At 62.9% G+C, this 17,707-nt stretch carries 12 protein-coding genes; 6 read left to right on the top strand and 6 right to left on the bottom strand.

What is annotated here, in order from left to right; all coding sequences use genetic code 11:
• Positions 1-38 precede the first annotated feature (38 nt).
• The 3 genes from UC34_RS17630 to UC34_RS17620 form a co-directional block, all read right to left on the bottom strand.
• Complete coding sequence (locus tag UC34_RS17630) at positions 39-1,082, bottom strand: ABC transporter substrate-binding protein (protein ID WP_044456595.1); 1,044 nt, start codon at positions 1,080-1,082, stop codon at positions 39-41.
• Positions 1,083-1,187: 105 nt separating this feature from the next.
• A complete protein-coding gene (locus tag UC34_RS17625) occupies positions 1,188-2,078 on the bottom strand; it encodes a class II aldolase/adducin family protein (RefSeq protein WP_044456594.1) in 891 nt (296 codons plus the stop codon).
• 33 nt (positions 2,079-2,111) lie between these two features.
• Positions 2,112-3,209, bottom strand: coding sequence for an LLM class flavin-dependent oxidoreductase (locus UC34_RS17620; RefSeq protein ID WP_044456593.1), 1,098 nt, complete (start codon positions 3,207-3,209; stop codon positions 2,112-2,114).
• Between the two features lie 251 nt (positions 3,210-3,460).
• Between UC34_RS17620 and UC34_RS17615 the strand changes: the two genes are divergently transcribed.
• From UC34_RS17615 to UC34_RS17590, 6 genes are all read left to right on the top strand, one after another.
• A complete protein-coding gene (locus tag UC34_RS17615) occupies positions 3,461-4,732 on the top strand; it encodes an acyl-CoA dehydrogenase family protein (protein WP_052811118.1) in 1,272 nt (423 codons plus the stop codon).
• Positions 4,729-5,394 carry a cysteine dioxygenase family protein gene (locus UC34_RS17610; RefSeq protein ID WP_052811117.1) on the top strand — a complete coding sequence of 222 codons (666 nt, stop codon included), beginning with the start codon at positions 4,729-4,731 and terminating at the stop codon, positions 5,392-5,394. Before UC34_RS17615 ends, UC34_RS17610 begins: the two co-directional genes overlap by 4 nt.
• A gap of 54 nt (positions 5,395-5,448) precedes the next feature.
• Positions 5,449-7,092, top strand: coding sequence for a rhodanese-related sulfurtransferase (locus UC34_RS17605; protein ID WP_084070769.1), 1,644 nt, complete (start codon positions 5,449-5,451; stop codon positions 7,090-7,092).
• A gap of 151 nt (positions 7,093-7,243) precedes the next feature.
• Complete coding sequence (locus tag UC34_RS17600) at positions 7,244-8,428, top strand: glycosyltransferase family 9 protein (protein ID WP_167370670.1); 1,185 nt, start codon at positions 7,244-7,246, stop codon at positions 8,426-8,428.
• Between the two features lie 336 nt (positions 8,429-8,764).
• Positions 8,765-11,026 (top strand): autotransporter outer membrane beta-barrel domain-containing protein, encoded by a 2,262-nt coding sequence (locus tag UC34_RS17595; RefSeq protein WP_052811115.1) that lies wholly within the window; start codon positions 8,765-8,767, stop codon positions 11,024-11,026.
• Positions 11,027-11,180: 154 nt separating this feature from the next.
• A complete protein-coding gene (locus UC34_RS17590; RefSeq protein ID WP_052811114.1) occupies positions 11,181-13,520 on the top strand; it encodes an autotransporter outer membrane beta-barrel domain-containing protein in 2,340 nt (779 codons plus the stop codon).
• Between the two features lie 103 nt (positions 13,521-13,623).
• On the opposite strand, the gene UC34_RS17585 is transcribed toward UC34_RS17590, so the two are convergent.
• From UC34_RS17585 to UC34_RS17575, 3 genes are all read right to left on the bottom strand, one after another.
• Positions 13,624-14,160 carry a hypothetical protein gene (locus UC34_RS17585; protein WP_157123227.1) on the bottom strand — a complete coding sequence of 179 codons (537 nt, stop codon included), beginning with the start codon at positions 14,158-14,160 and terminating at the stop codon, positions 13,624-13,626.
• Entirely contained in the window at positions 14,157-15,035 is an 879-nt protein-coding gene (locus tag UC34_RS17580; RefSeq protein ID WP_044456591.1) for a transcriptional regulator, read from the bottom strand. The genes UC34_RS17585 and UC34_RS17580 overlap by 4 nt, the downstream gene beginning before the upstream one ends.
• A 104-nt stretch (positions 15,036-15,139) precedes the next feature.
• Positions 15,140-17,479 carry a hypothetical protein gene (locus UC34_RS17575; RefSeq protein ID WP_044456590.1) on the bottom strand — a complete coding sequence of 780 codons (2,340 nt, stop codon included), beginning with the start codon at positions 17,477-17,479 and terminating at the stop codon, positions 15,140-15,142.
• Positions 17,480-17,707 lie beyond the last annotated feature (228 nt).

The following is a 17,707-nucleotide window of genomic DNA, read 5'->3' as shown; positions in this document are numbered from 1 at the left end:
GAATGGCACTCATGATCGTTTATCCATGGGGCGCAGGGTCAGCCGAGCACATTGGCGTAGACGTGCTGCGCGAGTTTCTGCGGATCGGTCGTCTTCTTGAGCACGCCGATGCGACGGAAGTCGTCGGCGAAGTACGCGATTTCGTCGCGCAGATCGACGCCGGTCGGATGATGGGAATACGTGAGCGTGGCGTACAGCTTGCGCAGGTCTTCGGTGCTGATCTTCGGCGAGTACTTGGCGAAGATCTTGGCGGCCTCGTTCGGATTCTCGTTGACGAACTCGGTGGCCTGCACGATGGAGCGCGCCAGCGCACTGGCCGCTGCCCGGTCGTTGCGCACCAGATCGCCGCGCGCGCCGACCACGCAGCACACCTTGCGGGCGTACTCGCCACTGAGGTTGGTCGCCAGTTCGACGTAGGCGCCGTTGGTGCGCTTCTCCAGCAGGTACAGGTTCGGATCGCCGTCGGCAATCGCCTGAATCTCACCCTTGTCGACAGCCACGCCCAGCAGGTCCGCCGGATATTGACGCCACGTGATGTCGCGCTCCGCGTCGATACCGTTTTTCGCGAGCAGAATCTGGAAGAAGTGCTTACCCGGTGCGGCCAGATCCGACACGCCGACGGTCTTGCCCTTGAGCGCGGCGAGCGACGTGATGCCCGCCGCCTTCGAGCCGAGCAGCCGCACGCAGCCGCCGTGCGAGCTGCCGATGATCTTCACGTCGAAGCCCGATTCAAGCGGCTTGAGCCAGCGATGGATCATGCCCACGGCGGTGTCGGCCTTGCCGGTGGCGATGGATTCGAGCAACTGGTCTGTCGAGCCGCTGTAGTTGATCAGATCGACTTGCAGGCCGTTCTTCTCGAAGAAGCCACGCTCCTGCGCAGCGACGATGGGCGTGAGGCAGAACGAGTTCTGGTTCCACGCGAACGTGAGCTTCCTGGGCTGCGACCAGGCCTGACGCCCGAGCAACAGCGCGGGGGCGGCCAGCGCTGCGGCGGCGCCTGCGCGCAGCACTTTGCGGCGACCGGCATGCACTTCGTTCGGCGTGACGACGCGGGTGGTCTTGTCGGTGTGGCGGAACTTCATGGATACGACTCCCCTGTTGATTTCTGATGTTTGTGTGCGTGCTTGCGTGCGTATGAGTGCGCGGGCGTGCCAGTCGGGCAGCGCCACGGCGCCGAGCGAGCCATGTCAGTCGAGCAGATCCGGCTCGGCTTCGACGAGACCTTCATAAAGGCTCTCGAACGAATACAGTGCGCCTTCGGGGCCGCCGACCTGACTGTGCGTGTGTCGTGCGGTGGCTTCATCGATCGGTTGCGGCGTACCTGCGGCCTGCGCCAGCAACTGCGTGTGCGCCGCGTTCTCCAGCGCGATGTACCACCACGCGGCGGCCTCCACTGTCGGGCCGGCGGTGAGAATGCCGTGGTTCTTCAGAATCACGCCCTTGACCGTGCCGCTGCCGTCCGGCTTGTTCAGCGCCTGCGCAATGCGCTCGCCTTCGCTGCCGTCGACCACCATGCCGGTGAAGTCATCGAACAGGGCGTGGTCTTCGAAGAAGCCGCACGAGTCCTGGGTGAGCGGGTCGAGCGCACGGCCCAGCGTCGACCATGCCTTGCCGTAGGTCGAGTGCGTGTGCGCGGCGGCGACCAGATGCGGATGCGCCTCGTGGATCGCCGCATGAATTGCGAACGCCGCCTTGTTCAGCGGGCGGTCTCCCACGACCGTTTCGCCCTTCGCGTTGACGAGCAACAGGTCTGAGACTTTGATGCGCGAGAAGTGCACGCCGAGCGGGTTCACCCAGAAGTGATCGGTCAGTTCCGGGTCGCGTGCGGTGATGTGTCCAGCCAGTCCCAAATCGAAGCCATGCCGCGCGAAGATGCGAAACGCGGCCGCCAGACGCGTCTGGCGATGACGACGCTCCGCGAGAATGTCGCTGCGCACGGGCGGCGCGTCGAACCAGAATCGCTGTTGCGGCGCTGCGTTGAGCACGAGACCGGTCGGCGTGGTGCGGGTGTTCGGGGGGGAGGTCGTCGAATTCGTACGGCCGAAGCCATGGGTGTCGACGGGCAGAACGGCAGCCATTGGGTTTCTCCTGTGCGTCGAAATCAAGTCAAGTCAGGCCGCGCGGCGCGTGGCCTCGTTCTGGCGATCGCGCTCGGCGACCAGCGTGCGCAAGCGCGGAATCAGTTCGCGGCCGTAATCGATGGCGTCGCCCAGCGGGTCGAAGCCGCGGATGAGGAACGTCGTCACGCCCAGATCGTAGTAATCGAGCAGGGCGTCGGCGACCTGTTCCGGGGTGCCGACGAGGGCCGTGGAATTCGAGCGACCGCCGATGAGCTTGGCGATCTCCGTCCACAGGACCTTGTCCAGTCGCGCGCCCTTTTCGGCGGCGGCCAGCAGACGTCGCGCCCCTTCGCTTTGCAGTGCCGAGCCTTGCGGCAGGCCGGCGGCTTCGCGGATCGCCTTGGCCTGCGCGAGGATCTTGTCGGCGCGCTCCCATGCCTTCGCTTCGGTCTCGGCCAGCACCGGGCGGAACGACACCGAGAAGCGCGGCACGCGACCATGCGCGGCGGCGGCTGCACGCACGCGCGTGGTGATGTCGCGCACCTGATCGAGCGATTCGCCCCAGAGCGCATAGATGTCGGCATGCTTGGCCGCGACGGCGACGGCCGCATCCGAAGCGCCACCGAAGAAGATCGGCACATGCGGCTGCTGCACCGGCTTGACTTCGGAGAAGCCTTGCTTGAAGCGGTAATACTTGCCGTCGTGATCGAACGGCGTGTCCTCCGTCCAGATCCGGCGCAGAATGCTCAGATATTCGTCGGTGCGGGCGTAGCGCTCGTCATGCAGGAGAAAGTCGCCGTCGCGCTGCTGTTCTTCATCCGAGCCGCCCGAGATGAAGTGAACGCCAAGGCGTCCGCCGCTGAACTGGTCGAGGGTGGCGATCTGGCGCGCCGCCAGCGTCGGTGCGACGAAGCCCGGGCGGTGCGCGAGCATGAAATGAATGTTCTCGGTCACGGTCGACGCGTAAGCGATCGTGAGCGTGGCCGACGGGCTGGTGGAGTGATGCGGCACGAGAATGCGGTCGAAGCCCGATTGCTCGTGAGCCCGCGCGAAATTGCGCACGTAATCTCGGTCGACGGCAGCACCGCTTTTCGGGTGTATTTCGGATTGCTTACTGCTTTGAATCATGCCGATGATCTCGACGCTCATGACGCTCTCCTGATGTAGGGTAGGGGACGCGTGCACGGCGACGTGGGTCGGTTTGCGCTACACGCCCATCGATCGGAACAGACGGTGAATGGGTGGGAGCGTACGCAAACAATCTTCGGTCGTTAAATAATCATTTACGCAAAGATTATTCGATATGGATGGTTGGGCACGCGCGTGCCGGGCCTTACGCTATGGGCACTGCGTAGAGCGGCGCACCCTGCGTCGAACGCATATTTGCTTATTCCAAAATCATGGCTTCTTCTGGTCTCGCACCTTCCGGGGCGGTGCTGCCGCTGCCGCGTGCCGACGGCCCCGTGCGCGCGGCGCAACTCGACACGCTGCTCCCGCCCATTACGCGCGCGCTGGCCGAAAGCGCAGCGTCGCTCGACCGCGATGCGCGCTTTCCTTTCGACAACTTTGCGCTGTTGCATCGCCACGGCCTGATCTCGGAGATCGTGCCGCGTGCTGCCGGTGGCGGCGGTGGCGGGCTGGTCACGGCGCGCCGCATCATCGGGGCGGTCGCTGCCGGGGAGTCGGCCACGGCGCTCGTCCTAACCATGACCTATCTCCAGCATCGCTCGCTCGTGCGTACCAGCACGCGCTGGCCGCAAGCGCAGCGTCAGGCCGTGTTCGAGAGCGCCGTGCGCGATGGTGCGTTGATTAACGCGTTGCGCGTCGAGCCCGATCTCGGCACGCCCGCGCGCGGCGGGCTGCCGTCGACGATTGCCAGGCGCACCGAAACCGGCTGGCGGCTGTCCGGCCGCAAGCTTTATTGCACGGGGATTCCCGCGCTGCGCTGGCTGTGCGTCTGGGCGCGCACCGACGAAGCGGAACCGCGCGTCGGGGTTTTTCTCGTGCCGCGTCCGGCGGGCTCCGAAGCATCGCCCGATCGGCCCGGTATCCGCGTCGTGCAGAACTGGGATCATCTCGGTCTGCGCGCGTCTGCGAGCCACGAGGTCATCCTCGAAGACATCGATCTGCCGTTCGGCAACGCAGTGGACATCCGCCCTCCCGGCGAATGGGCGCCCGCGGGCATCGGCCAGCGTGACAACGATGCGCATATCGAACAGCAGGCGTGGATGAGCGTGCTGCTCGGCACGTTGTACGACGCGGTGGCGCGCGCCGGCGTCGACTGGCTCGTGACGTTCCTCAACACGCGGGTGCCGGGCAATCTCGGCGCGCCGCTCGCCACGTTGCCGCGCGTGCAGGAGACGGTCGGCGAGATCGCCACGCTGCTGCATGTCAATCAGCGTCTGCTCGATGCGGCGGCGCAGGCGGCCGATGCGGGAGACCCCGATGACGACATTGCCAGCGGTGCGCTAAAGTTCACGGTAACGGGCAATGCCATCCGGGTGCTGGAACTGGCCCTGCAGCTTTCCGGCAACCACGGTCTCTCGCGCAACAACCCGCTGGAGCGCTATCATCGCGACGTGCTGTGCAGCCGTATCCACACGCCGCAAAACGACACCATTCTGAGCGCTGCCGGACGGCAGGCGCTCGCAGCTTTCCGGGAATCTGCATGACAGGCACTACCGAAGTGTTGGATGGCATCGCCTTGTCGCGCGATTTGCCTGCACAGGATTACGACGCGCTCGACCCGCTGCGCACGTTCGTCGCGGCCTTCTCGCGGCTGCTGGAACGACGTCCGCACGAAACGACCCTGCTCGAAGAGGGCGCTGGCCTGCTCGCCCAACTCGTGGCGCGCGACGACTGGCTGCCTGACGCGTTCGCCACGCCCCATCCCGATCATTACCAGCAATTCCTGCTGCATTGCGATTCGGCCCAGCGATTTACCATCGTGAGCTTCGTCTGGGGGCCGGGGCAGCGCACGCCGATTCACGATCACACCGTGTGGGGGCTGATCGGTATGTTGCGCGGCGCAGAGCACTCGCAACCGTATGTGCTCGACGCGAAAGGTATCCCCGTCGTGGCGGGCGATCCGGTGCGCCTTGCCCCGGGGGACGTGGAAGTGCTGTCGCCGCGCCTGGGCGATATTCACCGCGTGAGCAATGCGTACGACGACCGGGTGTCGGTCAGCATTCACGTGTACGGCGCGAATATCGGCGCGGTACATCGTAGCGTCTTCACCGAATCCGGCGAGCGCAAGGGCTTCGTATCCGGCTACGCCAACGCGCAGTTGCCGAACCCATGGGGCAAGGCCGCGCCGCCCGCCGACAAGCAATGATGCGGCGATAGCCAAGACAAGCCACACCGCATCGACTTCAGACGAATTCAAGGAATGACCGTGTCCGTTCAATTGACTGACGTGCCGCCGCAGGCCACAGACGCCCCCTTTCCCGAACTGACCTACGCCGACGTGCGCGCCGCGCTGCTCGCACGCGAGGAAATCGCATTGCTCGACGTGCGCGAGGAAGATCCGTTCGCGCAGTCGCACCCGCTGTGGGCCGCGAATCTGCCGCTCTCGCGCGTCGAGATCGAGGCCTGGGCGCGCATTCCGCGTCGCGATACCCGTATCGTGCTTTATGGCGTCCATGACGGCGAGGACCTCGCCCCGCGCGCGGCGGCCGTGCTGCGCAAGCTCGGCTATACCGACGTCAATCTGCTCGCGGGTGGACTGGACGGGTGGATTGCCGCCGGTGGCGAAGTCTTCCGCGATGTGAACGTGCCGAGCAAGGCCTTTGGCGAGTGGGTCGAAGGACTGCGCCATACGCCGTCGCTCTCCGCTCAGGAAGTGAAGGCGCTGCTCGATGCGGACGCCGACGTAGTCGTCGTCGACGCGCGTCGCTTCGACGAATACCAGACGATGAATATTCCCGGCTCGACGAGCGTGCCCGGCGCCGAACTCGTGCTGCGCGTGCGCGAACTCGCGCCGGACCCGGCCACCCGCGTGATCGTGAACTGCGCGGGCCGTACCCGCAGCATCATCGGCACGCAATCGCTCGTGAACGCCGGTCTGCCGAACCCGGTCGCGGCGCTTCGCAACGGCACCATCGGCTGGACGCTCGCCGGGCAGTCGCTGGAGCATGGTGCCGACCGTCGGCATCCGACCACGGTACGCGAGGCGACGCTGGCGGTCGCCCGCGAAGGGGCGCGTGCCGTCGCGGATCGGGCGGGGGTGCGTCGTATCGCGTTGGCGGATGTGCCGTCGCTCAATGTTCCCGGGCGCACCGTCTATCGCTTCGACGTGCGCACGCCGGAGGAGTATGCCGAGGGCCACCTTCCCGATTTTGCGAGTGCGCCGGGCGGGCAACTCGTGCAGGAAACCGACCATCAGGCGCCGGTGCGCGGCGCGTGGATCGTGCTCGCCGACGATGACGGCGTTCGCGCCGACATGACGGGCTCGTGGCTCGCGCAGATGGGTTGGACGGTCTACGTGGTCGAGCCGCACGGCGCCGAAGCGCGCAGTGCACAAGGCGGCTGGCCGCTGCACACGCCGAGTGCGCCGGATGTCGCCACGGTCACGCCCGCGCTGCTCGCGCGCTGGATCGACGAAGCGGCCCCCGGACAGCTCGCGGTGCTCGATTTCACCTCGGGCGTGAACTACGTCAAACGACACATTCCCGGCGCGTGGTTCGTGATTCGCGCCCGGCTCGGGCAGGCGCTGCGCAAGGTCGGACCGGTGCAGCGTTATGTGCTGACCTGCGGCTCGAGCTTGCTCGCGCGCTTCGCCGCCGCGGATCTGCGGCGTCTGACTGACGCGGAAATCGTGGTGCTGGAAGGCGGCACGCAGGCCTGGATCCATGCGGGATTGCCGCTGGAGTCCGGTGAAACGCGACTGGCCAGCGCCCGCGACGACCGGTATCGTCGCCCGTACGAAGGCACCGACAACGCGGCGCAGGCGATGCAGGCGTATCTCGATTGGGAGTTCGGCCTCGTCGATCAATTGCGTCGCGACGGCACGCACCACTTCCAGGTGGTGTAGGCGCGGGCTGCGCGCGTGGCATACTTCCGAACTTCAAGCGTCGCCGCGCGTGCCCCCGTAAGTCGGTCTGCTGATTCACCGGATTGAATCGGGCGGCCGAGTGATGCATCGGGCAGGTCCGCACGGCGGCCGATTCGCCTTCGACCCGACCATGTCACAGCAGCGCCGCTTCGCCAGTCTCATCGATCCGTGCACCCGTATCCCGTATGAGTGGGTGTATCACGAACCCGACGTCTTCCTGCAACGCACGTCGAAGTTCAAGGTCGCCAAGAAGTACCTCCACCGCCGTTTGCGTCTTGCGCTGAGCGGGCAGGCGAGTCGCGAGGTGCGTCATGTCGCACCGGATGCGCGCGTGCTGTGGATCTACGGCGGCAAGGCATCGGTCGGCGACGCCGTGATGGACCTGTCCGGACGCGCGTTGCTGCGCGATCGCGCGGGGCCTGTCGATCTGCTCATCGGCCCGGGGCTGATGGCCGTGTTCGAGGGCGACGACATCTTTCGCCACGTCTACGACGATCCGGCGGCGGTGAATCCCGCTGACTACGACGTGGTCGTGCTGCAAGAATTCAACTACCCGACGCTTCGCATCAAGCGCCGTTTTTTCGGGGCGCTGCCGTTCGCGTGTCTGTTTCGCTTCTTCCACGGCCCGGATCGCAATCAAACGCAATTCAGTCTGGCCGCCGTCAACGACGTATTCGGCTTGCAACTCGGCCCCGACGAACTCTTCGCGCGCGCCAAGCCGTATTTGCGGGAAGAGACGGCGTTGCCGCCGGCCGTGGTGAACCGACTGCCGTCGGGACCCTATCTCGTACTGGCGATGGGCGGTGTCGAGCCGCGTCGCACCTACGCGCATTGGCGCGAATGCCTCGAAGCGTACGACGCGGCGCATGCGCCCGGCTTGCCGACCGGCATCGTGCTGTTGGGTTCCGGCAACGGGGTGGACGCGGCCAAAGCGCTTAGGGAAGCGAAGTTCCGACACCTTGAGATGGTGTCGTTCGTTGGCGAACTGACCTTGCGCGATGCCAAACGGGTCATCGCGAATGCGTCGCTGTTCGTGGGCGCGGACGGGGGGCTGATGCACGTGGCGCACACCACCCGCGCGCCGAGCGTCACCCTGTTCGCCGCTGCCGAGCCGCCCTATCTACGGCTCACACCGCGTTGCCAGTCGACACCCTTGCAGACGCAGAGCGACGTGAGCGCTGTCGATCCGGTCGAGCTTGCCGAGACCATCATCGCGACGTTGGCGGCGACGCCGTCGTTCGTACCGAATGTGCCGAATGTGCCGAAGTTGGCGTCCGAATCGCCGTCTTCCTCTGTGCCCGACGCTTCACGCTAACGTCCATTTTTCCTTCCTGCGTCGTCCCTGCACGCTTCGCGCGCCGGGACGACCGCGTCCCGAGCATTACACGAAAGTTCTGTCACGACACCTGTCAACGTTGACAGGTGCGGTTTGGCTCGTCTGAATCTAACGTTCAATCAATAAAGACGCTGCAACCTCATGATTACATAGGGGTTTCCCCTTGTGATTTTCGAGCGGCGCGACAGTCCGCCGGGTTGGATGAATCAGGGCTGCGGAGGTCAGGGGCTTGGTTTTCGGCGGAATGCTTGGTGGGGGCATCCGCCGGTCTTGTCGCATCCGTCGGTTTGTCATGCCGTTGCGTAGGAGGACCGTATGAAAACGTCAAAGCCCGTGACGCCTCGGCGTCATCAGATTGCGCAGGCCATCGGCGTTGCGCTGGCTTGTCTTGCTGCTCAAGCGCATGCCGGGATCGTGGACGGGGTGTCGCAGACCGTGACCGCGCCGGGAGATCCCAACGAGCAATGGCAGGTGCATAACTCGGGTTCGCTCACGGTGGAGCCGGGCGCGGCGACAAATGCCATCGTCGTCGATACCGATAGCACCCTCACGCTCAACGGTGCGACGGTCACGGCAAGCGGGAATAACGCGGGCGTACAAATGCTGAACACGTCCGCGATCATCACAAACTCGACGCTTAGCAGCCCAGGGGCGCAGGGGCTTACGCTTGGCGGGATTGGCGGGAATCCGGTTGCGCCGAGCGCGACCGTGACCAACAGCACGATCACCGGCTTCGCAATTGCGGCGCAAGTCAGCCTGAAGGGAACGCTGACGCTGAACAACAGCACCATGAGTACCGGCACTGGCTCGGTCGGTGGCGGGTTGTTCAACGCAGGTGTGGCCAACTTCGATTCGACCGTTGTCATGAACGGCGGGTCGTCGACAGGTCGTTACGGCTTCTGGGTGGCGACGGGAACTGGCGGAACGTCTTCGACAACGACGCTTAACGGCACGACCATTGTCGGTACGGGCGGCGCCGGGATACTGATTCAACCCCAACCGGGGCAAACCGGGAACCGCTCCGCAACGCTTCTGATCGAGGGGGGTACCAAGGTTTCAGGATCGGACGGCAATCTGATCAGCGCCGTCGGCCCGATCACGTCGGCCGTCACGATCGACAACTCGCCGCTCACCGGTAACGTCACCGGAGACGGTACGGCAGTCGTCAATTTGACGTTGCAAAACAATACGACGCTGACCGGATCGCTTACCAACCTGACTTCGCTCGCGGTGAATTCCGGTTCGCAATGGGTGCTCACCGCCAACAATTCGGTGCCGACCGTCACAATGAACAGCGGCACCATCGACATTTCCGGTACGGCAGCGGGCACGGGGACCTTCCATACACTCACGCTTGGCACGCTCTCCGGCAACGGCGACTTCAAGATGAATACCAATATCGCCACGCACAGTGGCGATCTGCTTGCGGTAACGGGCAACGCGACGGGCACTTATCAGTTGCACATCCGCAATTCGGGCGCGGAACCATCGGCGATCGCACCGCTCACCGTCGTGACGACGGGCGGCGGCGGCGCGGCGTTCTCACTCGTCGGTGGCAAGGTAGACGCCGGCGTCTATAGCTACGATCTGCGTCAGGACGGGAACAACTGGGTGCTTGCCACGGACGCCCATGACCCCGGCGATCCCGGCGGTCCCGATTTGACGCCGGGTACGCAAACGGTGATCGGCATCTCCGGTGTGGCGCCCTCGGTCTGGGCGGGCGAACAAGCCATCTTGCGAACCCGTCTCGGCGACCTGCGGATTGCCGATCAGGGCAACAGTGGCGCTTGGGTCCGTACCTTCGGCAAACAATTCCACGCGACCCCTGTCTCCGGGGTGGATTACCGCCAAACGCAATACGGCGTCATGGGCGGCGCCGATGCTGTCGTTGGCAAGGCCTGGGGCGGCACATGGCTCGTTGGTGCATTGATGGGCACCAGCCATAGCAAGCTCTCCTTTGGTGGCGGATCCACGGGCGGCGTAAACAGCTATACAGCAGGTCTGTACGGTACGTGGCTGAGCGCCACCGGGTACTACTTCGAGACGGTAGCCCGCTACAACCACTTTCAAAACGACGCCAACGTCATCATGAGCGACGGCGAAGGCGCTCACGGTAGTTTTGGGGAGAACGGCTTCGGTGCGACGTTTGAATTCGGTCGTCACATGAAGTTTGCCAACGATTGGTTCCTCGAGCCGTACATACACCTGGCGCTCCTGCGCGTGGGCGGCGATAACTTCACGCTGACCAACGGCATGGTGTCCAACACCGACCACACGGGCTCGGTACAGGCACGCGTTGGCGCAGCGTTCGGCAAAACGATGTCGCTCTCGGGCGGGGGTGTCATTCAGCCATACCTGAAGCTGGCGCTGGTGCAGGAGTTCATTTCGAGCAATCGCGTCACAGTCAACGGTATTTCGTTCAACAACGATCTGTCGGGCACGCGATTCGAGTTCGGTGCCGGTGTGACGGGGCAACTGCGCAAGAACCTTCAGATTTACTCGGAAGTCGAGTCCAGCGTTGGACATCACATCAATCAACCCTGGGGATTTCAGATCGGTGCACGCTATACGTTCTGATCGTTGGAACGGTGGGGAATGCGAAAAACTCGATGATTCCTGGGGAATATCGATGAAATTCGATGAATATTGGTGTTTTTCTGTGTAGATATGCAGAATCGTTAGGGGCTTGACCTACGCTGCGCGTCGTTATCTTTTTTGGGAAACGACAAACATGCGTACGACAAGCAAGGGCATGACGCCCGCCTTGCATTCTGTCCGGGCCATCAGTCTCGCGGTTGCCGTGGCGCTCGGCGGTTTTGCCGCGACGGCCGGCGCGCGCGATCTGGACAACGAGCACGTTGTCCTCGAAGGCGATTACGGTGACGAAGGCTGGTACCTGCGCAATGGCTCGACACTGACGATCAAACCGGGCGCAACGGGCAACCCCAAGTACATTCACTTGGGACGGGCCTCGAACAGCGTGGCAGACATCGATGGTTTGCGAATGGTCGGCAAGACCTTGGGCGGAACTACGCCGGATACCCAGGGCCTGTTTTATCTCGGCGTTTCCAGTCAGGCCTCGCTGCGCAACGCCTACATCGAATCGCTGGATTACTTCGCCATGATGGTTGGTGGTCAGTCGGGCGTAGAGATTCCGGGCGATGGGCCGATTCTCCATATGGAAAACAGCACCGTGAAGGGCATCGGTCGCGCGATGCTCATCCGTGAAGAGGCGATGGTGACCGTAGAAGGATCGACGATCATCGGTCAGCACGACGGCAACGACAACAACCATCGCACCAACAACGGTATTCAGTTGCAGAGCGCCACGCTCAACGCTTCGAATTCCACGATCGCCGGGGGCAACCACGGCATTGCGATGATTACCGAAGGGCTCACCGACGGATCCGGCGTGGAAATCGCTCACAGTCGACTGAATCTGTCGAATACACGCGTGGAAGGCGAGCGCGGCGCGGCCATTCAGATCGACGACCTCGAACAGAGCGCCCCGCTCATCGCGAGTCTGGTGATCGCTAACGGGAGCGAGCTTCACGGGGGCAACGGCAAGTTGATCGAGGCAGGTTACGGCTCGGTGGCCGACGCGCCGATCACTGTCGACGTCGAAGTCAACAACAGCCAACTGACGGGCGACTTCGATTTTCACGATCGCGTCGACAACGACGTGACCATCACCAACTATGGGTCGCTCACCGGTCGCCTGATCGGCACCGACAAGCTGACGCTGTCCGACAACGGTGCGTGGAATCTCGTCGAAGACAGCAGCATCGCCGATCTGACCATGAAGGGCGGCATCGTAAACATTCATGGCACTGCAGCCGAAGGCGCGTGGCATACGTTCAATGTCGACAAGCTCTCGGGCGAGGGCACGTTCGCGATGCAAGCGAATCTGGACACCGGCGAAGCGGACAAACTCAACGTGAACGATGCGCAGGCTTCGGGAACCTACGAACTGCGCGTGAGCAGCAGTGGCAAAGAGGGTCTCGTCGACACGCAGTTGCTGGTGGATCAGGCGGGGGGCGACGCGACCTTCTCGCTCGTCGGCGATAAGGTCGATGCGGGTGTGTACACCTATGAACTCAAGTCGTCCGGTGAGTCGGGCGGCGAACAGTCCTGGTATCTCGAACGCACAGACGAACTGTCATCGGGCTCGGATACGGTGCTCGGTATTCACAATGCATTGCCCACGGCCTGGCTCGGCGAACACAGCGTGCTGCGTTCACGTCTGGGTGAGGTCCGCCTGGGCGAGGGCGACGCGGGAGGCGCGTGGGCACGCACGTTCGGATCGAAGTTCAACGCGAAGCCCGCGCTGGGCAAGGGTTACAGCCAGGACCAATGGGGCGTGATCATGGGAAGCGATGCCGTTGTGTTGCGCGGCGAGCATGGTCACTGGCTGGTCGGCGGCATGGTGGGCACGAGCAACAGCCGTCTTCATTTCAATTCCGGTTCCAACGGCAATATCGAAAGCCATACGGCGGGGGCTTATGCGACGTGGCTCGGCAAGAACGGCTATTACTTCGACGGTGTGTTGAAGTACAACCGGTTCGCGTCCGAACTCGATGTGCGAATGGCCGATGGCGTGCGCAGCAAGGCCAACTTCGTGACGCACGGCGTGGGCTTGTCGGCGGAACTGGGCCGCACCATTGCATTGCAGAACCAATGGTTCGTGGAGCCGTTTGCACAAGTCGCCGGCATGTGGGCTGGCGGCACGGACTTCGTCCTCGATAACGGCATGCATGCCAAATCGGATCGCACGCTGTCGGTGCTGGGTACGGTGGGCGTGAACATCGGTAAGACGTTGGAAACGTCGAAGGGCACATTCCAGCCGTATATGAAGCTTGCCGTGACGCACGAGTTCGCCAATGGCAATTCCGTGACGGCCAACGGCATCAGCCTGCGCAACGACATCTCAGGCACGCGCTTCGAAGCGGGCGCCGGTCTGGCCGCGCAGATGACGAAGCAGCTTCAGGCTTATGCCGACGCCAGCTACTCGATCGGCAAGCGACTGGATAAACCGTGGGGCGTCAACGTGGGGGTGCGCTACCGCTTCTAAGTCTCCGAAGGGTGTAGTGCATACGAGCGCCCCTCATCGTGCACCGTTGGTGCACTTCGGCCTGACAGTCTTACGGCTGTCAGGCCTTTTTTAATTTTTGCAATCAGCGAGGATCGGTCGTCGGGGGCGCAGCGCAGAACACGCGAGGCTGATCGTTGAATCCGACACTCATGCCGGAACCCGTTCGCATGGCCTGAAAGTAGTCGGTATGCCCGGCGCGAAAGCCGCCGTAGACGTATTGGAAAACAAGATCGTCCGGCGCGTCGTCGGTCGCCAGCCGGCTCGCGCGAACCGTATTCACACGCATCATGCTGTCGAGCGCGACATACTCGAATTCACTCATCCGGTGAACGACGTTGACCGTGTCGACCTGACGAATACGCCCGGCAAAGCGCGCCGTGCCTGTGCCGTTGCGGGCGTAGTCCGACGCCATCGTGCCGACGACCTGCACCAGCTTGCCATCGGCCGTGACGGTGTCGAATTCGATATCGGAAAGACAGCGCCAGTCGATGCGCTTGTCCGGCACCAGCGACCACGCAGCGACCCAGGGCACGACGACAGCGGCGACCATGCCGAGCCAAAGCGTGCGTCGGGAGATGCGCCGGCGGTGCGTTGGATTCGGGAGAGGGGTAGAACTCATGGCGTCAGATGATTGATCAGCAGGTACGACACGCAATCGGGATCTTGCTGTGTGATGGGCGCGAGACAAAGGAAATAACTGGCGACATCCTTGCCCTGCGATCCGTTGAGGTACACGAGACGCCTCTCGAGATCGTCGACCGATGTCGGCGGCGTGCGAGCCAGTCTTGCAAGCCGGTCGTCGATGAACGCCTTGTCGTGTTTCATTTGGGGGGAGATGAAGACCCGATTGTCCGAGGTCGTGTCCAGCGCTTCCCATCGAACTTCGGGCGCGTTCGAGCGCAAATCGCCATGAATGGCGGGAATGACCCATAACGCCAGACCGGTGCTCAATGCGACACCGGCCAGCCATGCAAAAATCGCACTGTCCAGACGCACCCGATGGTGCGACGACGCGTCGATTTTCTCCGCCTCGACAACGGCCACGTCAGCGAGCGGAATTTCATCGGATGGCGTCGACTTTTGGGTGATTTCCCTGGCGTCGGAGGGGGGAGGCGGCTCGGTAGCGTCGTGAACGGGCACGTGCAACTGACCGATCGTGTGCGGTGAGACACGTTCGACGCTCGTGATCCGATAGCCGATACGAGGTAACGTGATCAGTGCGGCGGGGTCGACACCGAGTTGTTGCAGCGCCTTGCGAATGCGAACGATGGACTGACTGAGATTGTTGTCGGAGACGACCGCACCGTACTGTTCCCAGCCCTGCGCGAGTAATGATTTTTTGGTGACGATTTCGCCGTCGGCTTCCAGCAGGACCTGGAGGCAGCGCCCTGCTGCGGCACCGAGCGGCACGCTTTGTGTGTCGTCCAGCCGCGAGACCAGCGCGAAAGTATCCGTATCGAAGCCGGCGATCCCGCCGATCAGGAACTTGACCATAGAAAGCGCCAGGACGACGCGCGTCCCGGCGGAGTGGGAAAGGTGGATATGGTGCGCAGTCCGGCATGAATCGCATTGGGCTGCGCACTATGTTTCACCTGATGTTACGCTTTTTGCTCCGTTTTTGGGATTGGACGCAACGCGATATGGCGGAGTCTCTTCTCGACCGACGTGAGTTTTCTGCCCGCCGGCGGCGCGACAGGACGTGCCTTGAGCGCTGCCATACGACGTTGCCGCAACCGCTCGGCAGCCCCTGGACTGGAGCGATACTGCCTGACGAATTCCGAGAGCGCGGCCAGACGTTCGGGAGAGTTTCTTGCCCCGGCCTTTTTCGCTTCCGAATACGTCATGCGCCCCGACCTCGACCCGGCAGGTTCTTCCGGCGGTTTTCCGCGCCCGGACATGTCCGTGCGCTGATCGGTGTCCGCCGGGGCCCGTGCCCGCGTGCCATCCGGACGCGTGACGGTGTAAGTGATGCGCGCCTTGCCGTAATCGTAGGTCCACTCGGCGCGTTCCAGCGGCCATCCGAATTTCAGGTCCTTATCGAGATTTTCCGGTGTGACGACGAGCTCGAACAGATAGAAATCGTGCGGGTTCAACCCTGCATCCCCACCCCATTCGGCCCGGGGATAGGGAGGGCCGTCTACCCCCGTCGGCGGATCGTATTCGTTTGCCGTGACGTGGACGCGAACTTTGTCGTCCAGCCGCATACCCACATAGGCTTTCACCGTGAGCGGCGCATGCAATTCCTCGCTTACATGGCCCCAGACCACGTGCTGCCTGTCAAAGCGAGCGGGCAAAAGTCCGTCAGGCCCACCCGGAATGTCCGTGCTATCTTCGACTTCGACATCGGCTGGCCGGGAGACGGAGACATTCTCCTCAAGGTTGACACCGACGTAGCGAATGACCGAATACTGAATCGGCATTATCCCGCTGCCGGCGGCCTTGACGGTCTGCCACGGCAGATCGAATTCCATGTCCTGCTCCGCAATCTCCTCTGGCCCGGATACCGTGCGCTCGTCAAATGCGGTGCCGTTGTACGTGACGATCACATTGTCGCCCCGCTTCAGCGCGGCAATACCCGAAGGTGTGCCGTCGGGGTTCACCGTGAAAAATGGCACGTAAAACTTATGATCCTCTTCGAGGGTCGCGTCGGGAATGTGATTGACACGATCACCGTCTTGCCAGCCGAAGTTGTGTACATAAGGGAATCCGAGTGCCTCGTTTTCCGGGGTTTCCGGGTCGGGGTCCACACCGCCGGCCTGACTCAGATTCACCACAACATCGTGCGGTGCGGCGGGGCGGCCGAGTTCCTTGTTGGCGCGATAGACGACATAGGTCACCGGAATGGTTGCGAATCCGTCCTCATCCTGTTGCGCATCGCCCCACTCGCCACTGACTTCACCGTAAGGAATCGGGATTTGCAGGATGACGTCCTCGTCGCCATCCGCACCGGTAAATGTCACCTGCGGTTGTTCGCGCGTTCCCCACCACACGACGAATACGTCGCCTGTCTCGATTTCTGCGTGCCCCGGAATATGGACTTCGACGGGGGTGCGGGCATCCGCTTCGTCGATCAGTTTGATGTTGGGGGCGGTATCGTCATCGTCGTCGAAGAGCGGAACAATCGGCGGTTCCAGATCCTCAATGCCGGGGCGTAGGAAAACTTCAAGGGTCACCGGCTCCGATTCTTCGCTGGTGTTGCCAGCGATATCGGTGATCTCGTAGGTGAAAGTCAGCAGTCCGTCGCCCAACGTCGTCAGCATCGCGCGGGTGAACTCAAGCGCGAACGGCTGGGTCGACTCTCCCCACTTGATTTGATGCGGCGCGGTCCGTTCCTCTTCGTTGTCGAGATTACGCACAATGCCCACCGCAACGTCGCCCGGCAGGCGGTCATAGTACCCCGGCACTTCGCCGGGGAGGACATTGCCCAGCTCGGTGAGCCGGACATCCGACAGGCCGTTTTCATGGACGTCGTCCGGGAATTCCAGCTCTCCCAACATGGGCAGGCCGGGCGCTTCGGTGTCGAGCGTGTAGAAGGTGGGAGGGGCCGCAGGGCTATAGTCAAATTCGATGTCGCTATGGCAGTCCCATGTGAAGGAGTGCAGGCCGTCTTCCTTTACGTACACATCGGGCGCGAGCTGCATCGCAACATAGTTGTTCGCGATGTCGTCATCCGTTACGAAATGCTCGGTCTGGTCCAGTTCGCCATCGCAGTAGACCCGGAAATACCATCCGGCGTACATCTTGGGGTAAAGCGGTCCCCGGAATTGCAGCGGTTCAGTCAATTTTTCGATCTTAACCAGATTGAAGGGAGGTGCGTCGTCCGGGAAATCGGGAGGTTTCGGTGCAACGAATGTCTGGTCGATGTCGGCCTGTGGTGCCGGTTCGGTCGGTGCTTTCGTCTCGTCTTTCGTTGCCGGTGCCTTGCGCTTGATATTCATGTGAACCTCCACTCGGTGGGCAAATCGTTCGCAGAGTGTCGCGCCGAGCGTGTCGATTGGTAACTGTCAACGTTGACAGGCGCATGCCAGCCTTCCCCATTTCACGACCTGTCAACGTTGACAGTTGGCGGGCGACGTTTCCGGTGGCGAGATAGGAACTCTGTGTCTCTATTCGCCGGCCTCGGTGCAATCGCCGTCGGGCTCGCTTCTTCTCGCAGCACACCGGAG

The organism is Pandoraea vervacti, from assembly GCF_000934605.2.
Taxonomy (GTDB): Bacteria; Pseudomonadota; Gammaproteobacteria; order Burkholderiales; family Burkholderiaceae; genus Pandoraea; species Pandoraea vervacti.
Note: the sequence above shows the minus strand (reverse complement) of the source record. Positions and strands in the feature narration are given on the sequence as shown.

Excerpts from the sequence above, each read along its gene's own strand:
- UC34_RS17595 (WP_052811115.1), top strand. The coding sequence starts at position 8,765 with ATGAAAACGTCAAAGCCCGTGACGCCTCGGCGTCATCAGATTGCGCAG.
- UC34_RS17615 (WP_052811118.1), top strand. The coding sequence starts at position 3,461 with ATGGCTTCTTCTGGTCTCGCACCTTCCGGGGCGGTGCTGCCGCTGCCG.
- UC34_RS17620 (WP_044456593.1), bottom strand. The coding sequence starts at position 3,209 with ATGAGCGTCGAGATCATCGGCATGATTCAAAGCAGTAAGCAATCCGAA.
- UC34_RS17575 (WP_044456590.1), bottom strand. The coding sequence starts at position 17,479 with ATGAATATCAAGCGCAAGGCACCGGCAACGAAAGACGAGACGAAAGCA.
- UC34_RS17600 (WP_167370670.1), top strand. The coding sequence starts at position 7,244 with ATGTCACAGCAGCGCCGCTTCGCCAGTCTCATCGATCCGTGCACCCGT.
- UC34_RS17580 (WP_044456591.1), bottom strand. The coding sequence starts at position 15,035 with ATGGTCAAGTTCCTGATCGGCGGGATCGCCGGCTTCGATACGGATACT.
- UC34_RS17590 (WP_052811114.1), top strand. The coding sequence starts at position 11,181 with ATGCGTACGACAAGCAAGGGCATGACGCCCGCCTTGCATTCTGTCCGG.
- UC34_RS17585 (WP_157123227.1), bottom strand. The coding sequence starts at position 14,160 with ATGAGTTCTACCCCTCTCCCGAATCCAACGCACCGCCGGCGCATCTCC.
- UC34_RS17610 (WP_052811117.1), top strand. The coding sequence starts at position 4,729 with ATGACAGGCACTACCGAAGTGTTGGATGGCATCGCCTTGTCGCGCGAT.
- UC34_RS17605 (WP_084070769.1), top strand. The coding sequence starts at position 5,449 with ATGACCGTGTCCGTTCAATTGACTGACGTGCCGCCGCAGGCCACAGAC.
- UC34_RS17630 (WP_044456595.1), bottom strand. The coding sequence starts at position 1,082 with ATGAAGTTCCGCCACACCGACAAGACCACCCGCGTCGTCACGCCGAAC.
- UC34_RS17625 (WP_044456594.1), bottom strand. The coding sequence starts at position 2,078 with ATGGCTGCCGTTCTGCCCGTCGACACCCATGGCTTCGGCCGTACGAAT.